At 28.8% G+C, this 15534-nt stretch carries 15 protein-coding genes and 2 riboswitches; of the genes, 13 read left to right on the forward strand and 2 right to left on the reverse strand.

What is annotated here, in order from left to right; all coding sequences use genetic code 11:
* Positions 1–75 precede the first annotated feature (75 nt).
* From RYO54_RS01130 to RYO54_RS01170, 9 genes are all read left to right on the forward strand, one after another.
* Positions 76–1755, forward strand: coding sequence for an ABC transporter ATP-binding protein (locus RYO54_RS01130; RefSeq protein ID WP_315114694.1), 1680 nt, complete (start codon positions 76–78; stop codon positions 1753–1755).
* A gap of 582 nt (positions 1756–2337) precedes the next feature.
* Positions 2338–3396 carry an AI-2E family transporter gene (locus RYO54_RS01135; protein ID WP_315114696.1) on the forward strand — a complete coding sequence of 353 codons (1059 nt, stop codon included), beginning with the start codon at positions 2338–2340 and terminating at the stop codon, positions 3394–3396.
* 56 nt (positions 3397–3452) lie between these two features.
* Entirely contained in the window at positions 3453–4466 is a 1014-nt protein-coding gene (locus tag RYO54_RS01140) for a pyruvate kinase (RefSeq protein WP_315114698.1), read from the forward strand.
* Positions 4467–4550: 84 nt separating this feature from the next.
* Positions 4551–5459 (forward strand): ABC transporter ATP-binding protein, encoded by a 909-nt coding sequence (locus tag RYO54_RS01145; RefSeq protein WP_315114699.1) that lies wholly within the window; start codon positions 4551–4553, stop codon positions 5457–5459.
* A complete protein-coding gene (locus RYO54_RS01150) occupies positions 5452–6246 on the forward strand; it encodes an ABC transporter permease subunit (RefSeq protein ID WP_315114702.1) in 795 nt (264 codons plus the stop codon). The genes RYO54_RS01145 and RYO54_RS01150 overlap by 8 nt, the downstream gene beginning before the upstream one ends.
* A 12-nt stretch (positions 6247–6258) precedes the next feature.
* Positions 6259–6780 carry an RNA polymerase sigma factor SigY gene (gene sigY / locus RYO54_RS01155; RefSeq protein ID WP_315114704.1) on the forward strand — a complete coding sequence of 174 codons (522 nt, stop codon included), beginning with the start codon at positions 6259–6261 and terminating at the stop codon, positions 6778–6780.
* Positions 6781–6798: 18 nt separating this feature from the next.
* Positions 6799–7110 carry a hypothetical protein gene (locus tag RYO54_RS01160; protein WP_315114705.1) on the forward strand — a complete coding sequence of 104 codons (312 nt, stop codon included), beginning with the start codon at positions 6799–6801 and terminating at the stop codon, positions 7108–7110.
* The gene (locus tag RYO54_RS01165; RefSeq protein ID WP_315114707.1) at positions 7107–7316 is read left to right on the forward strand and encodes a hypothetical protein; all 210 of its coding nucleotides are present in this window, start codon (positions 7107–7109) and stop codon (positions 7314–7316) included. Before RYO54_RS01160 ends, RYO54_RS01165 begins: the two co-directional genes overlap by 4 nt.
* 71 nt (positions 7317–7387) lie before the next feature.
* Complete coding sequence (locus RYO54_RS01170; protein WP_315114709.1) at positions 7388–8686, forward strand: aminotransferase class V-fold PLP-dependent enzyme; 1299 nt, start codon at positions 7388–7390, stop codon at positions 8684–8686.
* Between the two features lie 83 nt (positions 8687–8769).
* Here RYO54_RS01170 and RYO54_RS01175 read toward each other — a convergent pair whose 3' ends face one another.
* Together RYO54_RS01175 and RYO54_RS01180 are read right to left on the reverse strand one after the other, a co-directional pair.
* Positions 8770–9972 (reverse strand): ABC transporter permease subunit, encoded by a 1203-nt coding sequence (locus RYO54_RS01175; RefSeq protein WP_315114712.1) that lies wholly within the window; start codon positions 9970–9972, stop codon positions 8770–8772.
* Entirely contained in the window at positions 9972–10883 is a 912-nt protein-coding gene (locus RYO54_RS01180; RefSeq protein WP_315114714.1) for an ABC transporter ATP-binding protein, read from the reverse strand. Before RYO54_RS01180 ends, RYO54_RS01175 begins: the two co-directional genes overlap by 1 nt.
* Positions 10884–11082: 199 nt before the next feature.
* A riboswitch (SAM riboswitch) is annotated at positions 11083–11190 on the forward strand.
* Between the two features lie 53 nt (positions 11191–11243).
* Positions 11244–11341, forward strand: a riboswitch (SAM riboswitch).
* A gap of 64 nt (positions 11342–11405) precedes the next feature.
* On the opposite strand from RYO54_RS01180, the gene RYO54_RS01185 reads away from it, so the two are divergent.
* The 4 genes from RYO54_RS01185 (at position 11406) to mgtE (ending at position 15534) form a co-directional block, all read left to right on the forward strand.
* The gene (locus RYO54_RS01185; RefSeq protein WP_315114718.1) at positions 11406–12362 is read left to right on the forward strand and encodes a methionine ABC transporter ATP-binding protein; all 957 of its coding nucleotides are present in this window, start codon (positions 11406–11408) and stop codon (positions 12360–12362) included.
* Position 12363: 1 nt separating this feature from the next.
* Positions 12364–13005, forward strand: a complete 642-nt coding sequence (locus tag RYO54_RS01190; RefSeq protein ID WP_315114720.1) for a methionine ABC transporter permease — start codon at positions 12364–12366, stop codon at positions 13003–13005.
* A 27-nt stretch (positions 13006–13032) separates the two neighbouring features.
* A complete protein-coding gene (locus tag RYO54_RS01195; RefSeq protein WP_315114722.1) occupies positions 13033–13860 on the forward strand; it encodes a MetQ/NlpA family ABC transporter substrate-binding protein in 828 nt (275 codons plus the stop codon).
* 330 nt (positions 13861–14190) lie between these two features.
* Positions 14191–15534, forward strand: a complete 1344-nt coding sequence (mgtE, locus tag RYO54_RS01200) for a magnesium transporter (protein WP_315114724.1) — start codon at positions 14191–14193, stop codon at positions 15532–15534.

Consider the following 15534-nt stretch of genomic DNA (forward strand, 5'->3'; position numbering starts at 1 on the left):
TAATTAGATAATCATCTAATTAATTATATGATTATCTAAATTGTGGTTATATTAATTTAAGTCAGGAGAATTATTATGAAAGAATGTATTAGAAAAAATAAACTGTTATTAGTATTAACGGTTATATTCAGCGTAGTATCATCAGTAGCTATGGTAGGACTATCATTATTTATTCAAATCACTATAGATTATGTTACTAGTAGAAACATGGTGGGGTTTAAAAGAATATTAATATATTCGGTAGGATATGGTATTCTTATAGGATTACTATATTTTATATATGATATTTTAAGTAAAATGTTCATTAGAAATTTATTGAAAATGCTAAGAAATAAATTGTTTTTTGGGATACTTAGAAGAAACTATAAGGATTTTAATTCAAAAAATACAGCTGATTATATTTCAGTATTAACAAATGATATGAAATTAATAGAAGAGAACTATGTTGTTCCATTACTTTTAATTCTTCAATATAGTGTTATGTTTGTGGTAACAGTTATTCTCTTACTATATCTAAGTCCGTTGGTTACATTAGGAATATTCATAAGCATGTTATTAATTTTTATAGTACCAAGTATATTTGGAAAAGCTTTAGAAAGTAAGCAATTAGAACTTTCAAACAGATTATCATTTTTTACTTCTAAAATTAAGGATATATTTTCTGGATACGACGTTATTAGGTCATATAATTTAAGAAACAATATAACTGAAGAGTTTCAAGAGGAGAATAATAATTTAGCTAATGCAAAATTCGAAGCTGATAAGATATTTGTGATAAATGAATCACTATCTCAAATGTTAGGACTGGGAACACAATTTGTAGCTATATTTTTATCAGGGTATTTAGTTATAAAAGGTAACTTAACCATGGGAATGCTTATTGCCATTGTTCAACTTTCAGGTACTTTCGTACATCCAGTAATAATGATAATGAGTAATGTTCCTAAGCTTAATAGTGTTAAACCTATAATTAAAAGAATTGATGAGTTTTCTACTTATAAGGATAATGATTTTATAGGTAAAGATAAACCTTATTTTAATAATGAATTGGAGGTATCAAATTTATCTTTTAATTATGGCAATGAAAGACCTGTTATTGATAATATAAGTTTAAGGATAGATAAAAACAAAAAATATGCAATAGTAGGGGAAAGTGGATGTGGTAAATCTACTCTAATAAAGCTAATGCTTGGATATTACTCTGATTTTAGCGGAAATATAAAATTTGATGGAAATAATATTAAGAATTTAAATATAGAACAGTTAAACGAAATGATTTCCATTATACATCAAAATGTATATATGTTTGATAAAACTATAAAAGATAATATATGTTTATATAAGGAATTCTCAGAGGAACAGATAAATAATGTTTTAAATTTAAGTGGTGCAAATAAATTTATAGGGGAGGAAACTAATGGGTTAAATTATTTAGTTGGTGAAAATGGTAGTAATCTTTCAGGGGGACAAAGGCAAAGAATTGCAATCGCTAGAGCACTAATTCAAAAAACACCAATACTTGTACTAGATGAAGGTACTTCAGCTATAGATATGCAAACAGCTTATGATATAGAAAGTAAGCTTTTAAATATAGAAAATCTAACACTAATTACAATTACTCATAAAATGAGTGAGGAATTATTAAGTTCATATGATGAGATAATATATATGGAAAATGGACATATAGTTGAAAGAGGAAGTCTCAAAGAGTTATTAGAAAAGAAAGATAAGTTCTTTAAGTTCTATACGGTATAAAGGAGTTAAGATTTAAAAGTTAAAAGTGAAGATTAATTGTAAAAGTTCCTATAGGAATTTTATCCATGTGCAAAACTTAAAAATGCTATGTAATGTGGCCTATGCATTTAAGCAAAATCTAGAAATTCTTAATTTATTTTAGAAAGATATCGTTAATATGCTGTACATGTTTGACCGAAGGGAGCTTGCCAGCATTAGGGAGTTTTATAAAATAAATTTTAGAAGTTCTTATTGAAGCGAGATAGCATAAGAAGCATTATAGAGCATTTTTTATTTGTTGCACATCTAAATTGATTTCTTAATTACAAATTTCTACTTTCTACAAAGATAATTTAGTTTCTCAAACAGAAAGCTAAACATATAGTGAAGCCGCTACGAAAAAAGTCGCTATTTCACTACATACTTAGCTCTTTTGTGTTTTACAAATAGATTTAATAGAGCTTAGATGAATAGATACATAATCTAAAAAACTATGAATCTAAACATCTAACTAAATTATTTTTCCAATATATTAAATCTCTTTAATATTATTTATCACCTTGGTAAAAATAATATTAAAAATAATAAAGGATTGAGTATGTAATGGAAGAAAAAATAATAAAATATCTCTTAATAATAAATTTAGGTTTTATAAGCTTAATTCTTTTTACAAAGGTGACTATTCTATATAAATTAATAAGAATTTTAATAAAGTCAGTTATTGCTCCTTTAATGATTTCTTTGTTTTTTTATTATTTAATTAGACCATTAAATGAAGTGTTTAAAAAGAAAGGACTAAAATCATCTGTAGCTTCAGTGCTTACTCTGACAATTTGGATATTTATTTTATCAGGAATCTTTTTTTATTTTAGCCAATCAATTATTCCTGAATTAAATGGATTAATAAATCAATTTAAAAACATTGGAGAAAAAAATAGTGATATTAATAAGAGGCTAGACCAAATTGGCAAATACATAGATATGAATAATATTTATAAAATCTTTATGGAATCTATGAATAAATATATAGAGAATATAATTCCAAATTTGCATAAGGGATTTAAATATGTCATGGATAGTTTTTCAAAATTTCTTTTAATAATGATTACAATTTTTTATTTGTTAAAGGATGGAGAAAAATTTAAAAATGGTTTTATAAATTTATTGCCTTATAAATATAAAAGTATTGCAAGTAATATACTAGAAGAAAGTCATGTAGTCTTATCCCAATATGTAATAGGGCAGAGTAAAGTAGCAATTTCTCTTGCTACAATGATATACATAGGATATAGAATAATACATATACCTAATGCATTATTATTTTCAGCACTCACATTTATCTTGGCATTTATCCCCTATATTGGATTCTTTATATCCATGATTATTCCTACAATAATTGCAATCTCAATTGGATTTAAAATGATTATAAAACTCGCGATTACTTTTATTGTAGTTCAAACTTTAAAAGGCAGAGTAGTAGTGCCAGCTATCATGGGTTATACTATGAAAATACACCCATTAACAGATATATTTTTAGTAATAGGAGCTGTTGCCTTTGGAGGGCCTTTAGCTGCTTTTGTTATAGTGCCTATCTATGCTATACTAAAAATACTTATAAACAATATTTATGATTATGTAATAAAAGAAAGACTTTCTAAATAGTTAGTTGTATGATATTGTATATTTGTATGCAAATTATGGAATAGGATGTGTATTGTATGAAGATTATTTGTTCTATTGGTCCGAAGGTTAATAATATAGATTCCATAGATAAACTCATAAAATCAGGTACAGATATTTTAAGATTTAATTTTTCTCATATAAATTATAAGGAGACTGAGACTTTAATTAACTACACACAAAAAAATTATAAAAATGTTTCTATACTTCAAGATTTAGCTGGTAATAAAATTAGAGTTAGTAGAAATTTTCACCATCAATATAAGGTGTTTCCTGGAGATATAGTATATTTTTGTAGCGAAAATGACTATAAGGAGACAAGAGATGGCATAGAAAATAGGATTTTTTATGTTCCAATTTCATTACAAAAGGATCTCTCATTAGTAAAATCCACAAAAACAATTTATATGAAAGACGGTACAATGGAATTTGAAGTTTTAGATAATAATAAAAGTGCCATTAAAACTGTTGTGAAAAGAGGCGGCATGATTAGAAAAGAAAAGGGAGTCAATGCTCCAGGTATGGATAGAAGATTTATGGGACTTACAGAGAAAGATAAGAAGGACATACTTTGGGGATTAAATAGAGGAGTAGATATAATATGCCTTTCATATGTGTGTTATGGTGAAAATATGAAAGAATTTAGGGACTTTGTAAATAAAAACTCCAATGGTAAAAAGGTTAAATTATGGGCAAAGGTAGAGAGCAAAGAGGGAATAGATAATTTTGAAGAGATATTGAATGAAAGTGATGCAGTAATGATAGGAAGGGGAGATTTAATTTCAGAGATAAATTATGAAGAAATTCCTATGGTTCAAGAAAATATAATAAAGCAAATAAAAAATAGTAATAAGAATATTATTATTGCTACTTACATATTAGATTCTATGAAAAGGAATATAAAACCCACTTTAAGTGAAATGAGTGACATTTATTATTTTGTTAAAAATGGTGTATATGCTGTTATGTTGGCGGGGGAAGTTTCAGTAGGGAGTAGGCCTATATTAACTGTATCTACAATGAAAAAATTAATAGAAACATATTCGAAATAATACTGCAGTAAAATCCTGCAGTTTATTATTTTTTTGAGTGAACTTTTTGGTGAATAGAACGTTAAAGGAGTGAGGAGTGATAAAATGAAAGGAATAGTAGTAGAAAACTTAACTAAAACTTATGATGGAATTTATAAAGCTATTGAGAATATTAGTTTTTCAATAGAACAAGGCTCTATTGTAGGGTTTTTAGGGCCCAATGGCTCTGGTAAAACCACAACTATAAGGATTTTAAATGGCATACTAGAACCTACTACAGGGGGAGCAAGAATATTAGGAAAAGATATAGTAAAAGAGGCCCATGAAATTCGTAAAATTTGTGGAGTAATGACTGAGACAGCTGCATGTTATGAAAATTTATCTGGTAAAGAAAATCTAATGTTTTTTGGAAAGTTACATGATCTACCTCATCTTGTTTTAAAGACTAGGGTAGAAGATATACTGAAAAAATTAGGATTATATGAGCATAAAGACAAAAAAGTAAAAGAATATAGTACAGGTATGAAAAAAAGAATAAGTTTAGCTATTGCTTTAATTAATAATCCTAAAATAGTTTTTCTAGATGAGCCAACCTCAGGTTTAGATCCTGAAACTGCTCAGAATGTAACGGAACTTATAAAGAATATGGTTTATGAAAGCGGTACTACTGTGTTTATGTGTACTCACCAATTAAGGTATGCAGAAGATATATGTGATACTTATGGATTTATTAACAAGGGAAAGATATTAGGCTTTGGAAAATTTAAAGAATTGGGAAAAGAGAAAGGGATAAAGGATAATTTAATAATAAGAGGGTATGATATTCCTAATAATTTGGGGTTTTTAGAAAAGAGCAGTGGCATATACAAAAAAGAAATAAGTTCAGAAGAAGAGATTCCTCAAATATTGACTAATGTGATTAATAAGGGTGGTAAGATTTATGAAGTTAAAAATTCAATATGTAGTTTAGAAGAATTATATTTTGCTTATACAAGGGGGGATAAGATTGAGTAATAAAGAGGTTGCTTTAATAAAGAAAGATATAAAAGAAGTTTTTTCATCAAAACAAATATACTTGCCCATGATAATTGTACCTATGATAATGGTTGTTATAATGCCTAGTATAATTTTAATAAGTGTTAATTTTTCTAAAGATACTTCTAGTCTTATAAAAGATATGAAAGGTTTGTTGGAGATTTTACCTCTAGGTTATGGAGAACTTTCTATAGAGCAAAGGATAATCAAAGCATCCATAGATTATATTTTTCCAGCTTTTTTTCTTTTAATACCAATTATGTGCTCAAGTATAATTGGAGCTAGTAGTTTTGTTGGAGAAAGGGAACATAAAACATTAGAGACTTTATTTTATACGCCTATGAGCTTAAAAGAATTGTTCAGGGGTAAAGTATTTGGAGTGTTTATACCGTCCTATTGTATAACTATACTCTCTTTTCTGGCATTTGGTATAGTGGTAAATTTGGGAGGTTGGAAATATTTCGGCAGAATTATTTTTCCTGATATGAAATGGACTATATTAATACTTTATTTAGTGCCTGCAATTACATTATTAGGGCTTACATTTACTGTTTTAGTTTCGGCTAAGTCTAAAACATTTCAAGAAGCACAACAAGTTAGTGGACTTATAGTATTGCCTATAATTTTATTAATAGTTGGTCAAATAACAGGTGTTTTTTTATTGACTAATACTATTTTGCTAATATTGGGGGCAATTATTTATATTATAGATTACATTTTATTTGATAAAATAACGAAAAGCTTCATATATGAGAAATTAGTATAAGCCTTTAGGTAGGTGATAGACTTGATAGAAGAGAAAATTTTAGTGAAATCAGCTAAAGATGGAGATAAGGAGGCTATGACTCTCTTAATAAATAATAATTATGATATATTAAAAGGATATGCAATAAAGCTTACTGGAAATATTGAAGAAGCAAAGGATATTGTACAAGAAACTTTGCTGAGAGCTATAATTAACATTGATAAATTTACTCCTAAGTATAAATTCTCTACTTGGCTTATCACCATTGCTACAAATCTATATAGAGATAAGTTAAGAAAAAATAAGAATATAGTATCTTTTGATGAGAAAATAGAAGCCACTACAAATAATTTAGAAAATAAAGCTTTAAACAATATTTTAATAAAGCAAGCCTTAGAAATATTACAAGAATTGCCTTATGAGAAAAGAACAACTTTTATTTTAAAGCATTACTATAATTTTACTTATGAGGAAATAGCGAACATTATGAAATGTCCCGTGGGTACAGTTAGATCTAGACTTCATAATTCAATAAAAACTTTGGTAAAAAAATGAAGGAAAGAGGGATAATAGATGAATGATAATAAAGACTTTGAAAAGATGAAGGAATTTATGGATATTTTAACAAATGACAATTTTGATATAAGTTTAAATGTAGAAGAGATAATGGAAAAAGGCATGGCGATTAAAGAAAAAAGAAATAGAATAAAAGATAATTTACTTTTTGTTTCCTTGGCATTTGCGCTTTTGTTAGGGGTATTCAGCTTAACTTTCATATGGGGAATAGAATTTATAATATATTCTCAAATAATCATAATGGTGTTAGCCCCTTTTATTGTACTACCTATAACTAAAAACCTTCTTCTAAAGGAGGACAGATTATGAAGCTAAATAAATTTCATGTAATTTTTGTATTTATAATAATCCCAATACTTCTACTACAGGGTTTATGGATATTTAATGACGCGAAAAAAAGAGGAGAGAGAGAGTATTGGCTTTGGGGATTGTTTGGAATATTAAATACACCAGGGAATTTAATTGTTTATCTTATAGTAACAAGAGCTATAATTGATAAATACGCGAAAAAATAGATTAAAAATAATGTTTCATTTCTCTCCACTCTCATAGTATATATAAAGAGAATTATTAGGAGTGGAGATTTATGTACAATCATTATAATTTAGTTGTAGGAGAAAACACATTAGTACCTATAGCTAATGGAAGAAGAGTAAGATATGTCAACTTAGATAATGCAGCTACCACTCCAGCTTTTAAAAATGTTGTTGAAGATTTATTAGATTTTCTACCATATTATTCTTCTATACACAGAGGAATGGGGTATAAGTCGCAAGTTTCAACTAAATTTTATGAAGATGGAAGAAAGGCTGTAGCTAAGTTTATAGGTGCAGATTTAAATAATTCATCAATTATATTTGTAAAGAATGCAACAGAAGGAATTAATAAGTTATCTAATATGTTATACAATAAATACAAAGACACTGTTATTTTATCTACAGAAATGGAACATCACTCAAATGATCTACCTTGGAGAAAATTTCAAGTGGAGTATGTTAAAGTGGACAGGTATGGTAAATTGTGTTTAGAGCATTTAGAAGAGAGCTTAAAAAAACATGGAGGAAAAGTCAGTCTTGTGGCAGTTACAGGTGCTTCTAATGTAACAGGATATAAAAATCAAATTCATACTATTGCTAAAATTGCTCATAGTTATGGTGCGAAGATTTTAGTAGATGGAGCCCAATTAGTTCCCCATGCTCCTGTAGATATTAAACATTTTGATTCTTCAGAGCATATAGATTACTTGGTATTTTCTGCGCATAAAATGTATGCTCCATTTGGTATAGGTGTTTTAATTGGACCTAGGGATGAGCTAGAGGATTTGCCACCAGATTATTCTGGAGGAGGAACTGTAGATGCTGTAACTCACGACTATGTAAGATGGCTTAAAACTCCTGAAAAGGATGAAGCAGGATCTCCTAATGTATTAGGAGTTGTAGCCCTCACATCTGCAATTAAAACTCTAAATAAATTAAATATGAAAAATATAGAGGAATATGAAAATAAATTACTAAAATACACGTTAAGCCGCATAGAGCGAGTACCACAAGTGAATTTATATTGTAAGAATTGCAATGAAAATGTATCTATAATAACCTTTAATGTGGAAGGAATGTATCATGAAGTTGTTTCGAAAATATTATCTAATGAGTTTGGAATAGGAGTTAGAAGTGGATGTTTTTGCGCACATCCTTATGTTCAAAGGTTGTTGAATATAAGTCCAGAAGAAGTTATTAGAATATCAAGAGAACATGGAAATAGACCTGGCATGGTAAGGGCCAGTTTGGGGGCTTATAATAATTTCGATGAAATAGATTATTTTATATATGCACTTAATAATATAGTAAAAAAGAAGAGTTTTTATTTAGAAAAATATAACAAATAAAAAAATAATAAAAATAGATGCTTAATTTAAGCATCTATTTTTACTACACTGTTGATAAATATATTTTGTCATCAGAGTTTTGATTATATCAAAATATCTCTTTTAGTAAATACAAAATGAGATATTGCATAGCAAACCGTTATCCAAATAAGTAAAATAGTTATTGCATACGGGGTGGTAATAGATGGATTTTGTAATCTTTGGGCCATAGTTCCATCAAAAATATTAGATATACTTCCATAACTTGTAAACAAGTAATGAGATCTTTTCATTACAGCAGGAATTACTTGGGACAAAATTGTAGCCATGATAACAGATATAATACCTAATGTCATGGAGGCCATGCTGCTTTTTAAAATAGAAGATACTAAGAATGCAAAAGCCGCGCAGGCAACTATAAATAGAGCTTGTATTAATAACATATTTAAAGTATATTGCCATAAAGGCACTATTTTACTACTATCGGCTAATTCCACAAAAGCAGGTTTACCAAGCATATCTAATTTACTATAGTCAAACTTATATAAGGTTCCAGTAATAACAGGAAAATTAGCACTACCAAAGCCAAGTAACAACCCTATGATTACAAAGAATATAAGTTCTGAGGAAACAATTAGTAATAGGGATGAAATAGTTACTGCTATAAACTTGGACAATAATACTTTACCACGAGATACAGGTTGTATTAATAAAAATTTTAGAGTTGGTGGTGTACATTCTCCAGATACTATATCAGAAACAAAAAGAATTACTCCAATAACCAATAACAAAGATCCTAATATATCATTTATTAATATTTTAAGAAAGTTAAATCCATTAAAAGCATATTCCTCCTGTGGATTTATATTATTATCATATAGATATTTTAATTTATTTAACTCTAATTGTTGATTAGATTTATCTGCGGATTTATCATTTGAATTTGATAATTCTTTTTCAATAGCTTCAATATTTGTCTTAAGTTCTCCCTTCCAATCTCTTTCTGTTTTACCGGATTTTATTAAACTTTCTAACTCTACAATTTCTTTTTCGATTTCTTTAATATTTAAGTCAATGTTTGCTTTCTCATCTTCAGGGGCATTATTTTTTTCGTGTAAAAGGGATTCTTTGTAGTTTTTATATGTTTCAATTTGGGCTTCAAGAGTATTCATTTTAATTCTTCGCTGTTCCGTTTTATATCCAGCAACAGATACTACCGCCATTAAAGCAATAAAAGCTATGTAAACTATTATAGTCTTTGGTCTTCTTATTAGTTTCCTTATTTCGTTATATATCAATGTAAGCATTAATTTTTCCCACCCTCCATTAGTTCCATGTATCTTTGTTCTAGTCCTTTATGTTTTTTATAAACCTCTTCTAATTCTATGCCAAAGGATATTAGCTCTTTAATTAATTTAGGTGCATGATTTGCATCTAAACTTACTACTAAATTATCCCCTTCTAACTCTATATCATGAACAAACTCTAAGTTTTTCAGCATTTTATTGCATTTGTCAATTTCTTTAGTAGCTATAATTAGTATTTCTTTAGAAGGCTTATCTCCAATTTCGTTAGTATTTTCTATAGATTGAATTATTCCTTTATTAATAAAAGCTACTCTGTGACACAATAATTGAATTTCACTTAGAATATGAGATGAAATAAAAAATGAAGTTTTTTTCTCACGGGAAATATTTTTTATTAAACTTCTAAATTCCAATATACCACTAGGGTCTAAACCGTTAGTAGGTTCATCTAATATAAGAAGTTTAGGTTCAGGTAATAGTGCAGCTCCAATACCTAATCTTTGTTTCATACCAAGAGAATATTTTTTTACTTTATCATCAATTCTATCATTTAAACCTACTATATCAATGATTTCATCTACTTTTTCCTTTGATATACCTCTTATTCTTGCAATTTGCATTAAATTTTCTCTACCAGTAAGATATCCATATAATTCTGGATTTTCTACTACAGCACCTATATGAGAAAGAGCATCTTCTCTTTCTTTAAATAAATCCTTCCCCATTATTTTTATGTGACCTTCATTAGGATGTATTAATCCTACTAGCATCCTTATAGTAGTAGTTTTACCTGCTCCATTTGGTCCTAAAAACCCAAAAATTTCTCCTTCCTTTACAGAAAAATTAACTCCTCTTATAATAGGCCTACTACCTAATCTTTTACATAGATTATCTACTTCAAGTACATTCATTAATTCAGTCCTCCTTAGAATATCATATTAATCAGTATGACCAACTAATATCATTCTAACATGGGTTTTTAAAGTTACCTTTAAGTATTCCTTAAAAAAATCTTAACAATTATAAAAAAAATATTTATTTTTGGTATTGACAATGAATTTAAATACTAATATAATAATTACAACAAGAAAACAAGAAAAAATGTAATAAAGCTTATCAAGAGAAGTGGAGGGACTGGCCCTGTGAAGCTCAGCAACCAGTATTATTTAATAATAATACAAGGTGCTAAATCCTGCGGTGTATACCGAAAGATGAGGAAAAGACTAGGTTTTTAGCCTGAGGATATCCTCAGGCTTTATTAATTGAATAAAAGCTTATCAAGAGAGGTGGAGGGACTGGCCCTATGAAACCCAGCAACCTGTAGAAATACGAGGTGCTAAATCCTGCGGTGATTACCGGAAGATGAGGATAAATAGGTTATAGACCTGAGGATATCCTCAGGTCTATTTTATTAATGCATAAGGAGGATTTAAATGATAGCAATACAAGGAGTAAGCAAAAATTATAACGATATTGCAGTATTAAAAGATGTAAACTTAGAAATAAACGAAGGTGAAATATTTGGAATAATAGGTAAAAGCGGAGCTGGTAAATCTACCTTATTAAGATGTTTAAATGGTTTAGAAGGATATACCGAAGGAAGTATACAAGTCATGGGAGAGGAAGTAAAAGAACTTACTTCTGATGGAATAAGAAAACTTAGAAAAGAGATGGGTATGATATTTCAAAACTTTAACTTGCTAAACACTTCAAACGTTTTTGATAACATAGCTCTACCTTTAAAACTCTGGAACAAGGATAAAAAATATATAAAAGAAAGAGTGACTCAGTTATTAAATTTAGTTGGATTGGAGGATAAAAAAAGTAGCTATCCAAGGGAGTTAAGCGGTGGTCAAAAACAGAGAGTTGCTATAGCCAGAGCATTAACCTTAGAGCCTAAAATATTACTTTGTGATGAAGCAACTTCTGCTCTAGATCCAGAAACTACTAAATCAATACTATCTTTATTAAAGGAGATAAATGAGAAGTTAAATATCACTGTAATTATAATAACTCATCAAATGGAGGTTATAAAAGAAATTTGCAATAGAGTAGCATTAATAGAAGATGGTGAAATAAAGACTTGCGGACTTGTAAAAGAGCTATTCTTAAAACCAGAAGGAGAGTTAAAGAGATTATTAGAAGGGGATGAATTACTTCCTAATCATGGAGTAAATATAAAAATATTTTTCCCAGGTGAAGTTAGCGAATCTTCAATAATAACCTCAATGGCTAGAGAATTAGATATAGACTTTTCCATAGTTTGGGGAAAACTTGAAAACTTTAGACAAGAAGTATTAGGAAGCTTAATAATAAATGTGAATAAAGAATATAAAGAGAAAATATTGAACTACTTAAGTAGTAAATCTATAGGATGGGAGGAGATGTAACATGTATAAAGAAATATTAATAACCGCCTTAAAAGAAACTATGTTTATGGTTGGATACTCCACTATGTTTGCTGTTATTATTGGATTCATCTTAGCAATAGTTCTTGTAGTTACTGATGACAAAGGATTAAAACCTAATAAATTTATTTTTAGCATTTTAGATTTATTAATAAATGTTTTAAGATCTTTCCCTTTTATTATATTAATGATAGCAATAATACCTTTAACTAAATTATTAGTTGGAAAAAGCATCGGTACACCTGCTGCAATAGTTCCATTGACAATAGGTGCAGCGCCTTTTGCAGCCAGAGTTTTAGAATCAGCATTAAAAGAAGTTGAGCCAGGCCTTATAGAAGCGGCGAAGTCCTTTGGAGCTACAAATACTCAAATATTGTTTAGGGTAATGGTAAAGGAAGCTTTTCCTTCTATAATAAGAGGAATAATATTAACCATAATAAACCTAATAGGTTATTCCGCCATGGCAGGGGCAGTAGGTGGAGGAGGACTAGGACATGTAGCTATAAGCTATGGATACAATAGATTTAACACAGAGATTATGATTTATACTGTCATAGTTTTGATTATTCTAGTTCAAATAATACAAAGTTTTGGTAATTTAGTTTATAGAAATTTAAATAAATAAAATTTTAATTCTTAAGGAGGATTTATAATGAAAAAAATTTCAGTTTTATTAGCAACAGCGTTATTGGCAGTAGGATTAGCTGGATGTTCTGGTGGGAAAAACGCAGAAAGTAACGAAGGAAAAACAGGTGGAAATGAAAGCAAAAAGGAAATAGTGGTAGGAGCAACTCCAGTTCCTCATACAGAAATATTAAAAGAAGCAGGTAAAATATTAGAAAAAGAAGGGTATACACTAAAGATTGTAGAATTTACAGATTACCAAATACCAAATACAGCTCTGGCTGAAAAAGATTTAGATGCAAACTTTTTTCAACACATTCCCTTTTTAGATAAAACAATAGCAGAAAAGAATTACGAATTGGATTATACTGCAAAAGTTCATATAGAGCCTATGGGGATTTATTCAAAAAAAATTAAGGATGTAAAAGAACTAAAAAATGGAGCGGAAATTGCTATTCCTAATGACCCAACTAATGGAGCAAGAGCTTTAAGGGTATTAGAAAATGCGGGCTTAATCAAGGTTAAAGAAGGGGAACTTGTAACAAAGGTAGATATTACAGAAAATAAAAAGAACTTAAAAATAACAGAACTAGATGCTGCACAACTTCCGAGAGTGATAGATGATATTGATGCCGCTGTAATAAATGCAAATTATGCTATCGAAGCTGACTTAAATCCAGCAAAAGATGCTATAGTAATAGAATCACTGGATTCACCTTATGCTAATGTGTTAGCGGTAAGGAAAGAAGATAAAGAAAAAGAACATATAAAAGCATTAACAAAAGCATTGACATCTCCAGAAGTAAAAAAATTTATTGAAGAAAAATACAATGGTAATATAGTTCCAGCCTTTTAAATAGAATTTAAAATCATAGGTAAAAAACAGTCCTAAATTTAGTAAGGGCTGTTTTTTTACATTATAGGTTTTCAAGGGGAATTTTTCGAAAAACTCTATAAATTGAATTATTCATACTTGTGTGGTAAAATTATCATAGTAAGACGTGGGTTTTATTCTAACAAAATCTAGGTTTTATTTTGATGTTTTGAATATAATGTAATTATAATATAGAAAGAAGGTGATAGTTATGGATATTGACCCTGGGCCCTATAGGTGTACGTTAAAGAACAGTAAAGGAAAATATGCCATAACGTCTAAAGGTATGGTGATGCATAGGAGCTGATGTAAATGAAATGGGAAATCGAAGAGATATTATCACTGATTTCTGAAAAAAAATACGCTGAGGTAAGGGAGAAAATAATTAATTTAAATCCGGTTCACATTGGAGAAATAATAGAAAATTTGGATTTATCTGAAGCCATATTAATTTTTAGAATGTTACCAAAAGATCTAGCTGTTGATGTATTTAATTATATAAATACAGAATTTCAAGAAAAGATCATATATTCAATTACAGATAAAGAAATAAAACACATAATTGATGAACTTTATTTTGACGATATGATAGATTTACTAGAAGAGATGCCTGCGAAGGTAGTAAAAAAAATATTGCAAAATTCTAATGTAGAAGAAAGAAAACTTATAAACGAATTTCTAAATTATCCTGAAAGTTCAGCGGGAAGCTTAATGACAATAGAGTATGTTGATTTAAAGAAGGATATGACTATAAGAGAAGCTATTGAACACATTAAATTTACTGGAATAAATAAGGAAACCATATATAATTGTTATGTTATTGATGGTCATAGAAAATTAGAGGGCATAGTGTCATTGAGAAAACTAATATTAAGCGATTATGACCTTAAAGTGGAAGAAGTAATGAATAAGGATGTAGTGTATGTAAATACACATCAAGATCAAGAATACGTAGCAAGTATATTTAAAAAATACGACATAATCGTTGTTCCTGTTGTGGATAAAGAAGATAGATTAACTGGTATTATAACTATTGATGATATAATTGATGTAATTGATCAAGAAAATACTGAAGACTTTCAAAAGATGGCTGCTATGGCTCCTTCAGAAGAGGCTTATCTAGAGACTGGAGTGTGGACTTTAGCAAAGAATAGGTTAACTTGGCTAATAATTCTTATGTTATCCGCAACTTTTACTGGAGGTATATTAAAAAAATTTGAAGATGTATTACAATCAGTTGTGGTATTAACCTTCTTTATACCTATGTTAATGGATACTGGTGGGAATTCAGGTTCTCAGTCAGCTACCCTTGTTATTAGAAGTTTAGCATTAGGAGAAATTGATGAAAAAGATACATTAAGAGTTGTAACTAAAGAACTAGGTGTAAGTTTAATTGTTGGTGTATTATTATCATTTGTTAATTTTCTTAGAATTTATTATTTACAAGGAACAGATTTAATGGTGTCCTTAACAGTGTGTATAACACTATTGTTTACTGTTGTTTTAGCTAAAATTGTAGGTGCGGTATTACCTATATTCGCTAAAAAATTAAAGGTTGACCCAGCTATAATGGCAAGTCCTCTAATAACTACCATTGTAGATGCGTGTGCTTTGATAGTATATTTTTCTGTAGCAAAGCTATTACTTAACATATAA

The organism is uncultured Clostridium sp. (assembly GCF_963515715.1).
Lineage (GTDB): Bacteria > Bacillota > Clostridia > Clostridiales > Clostridiaceae > Clostridium_AW.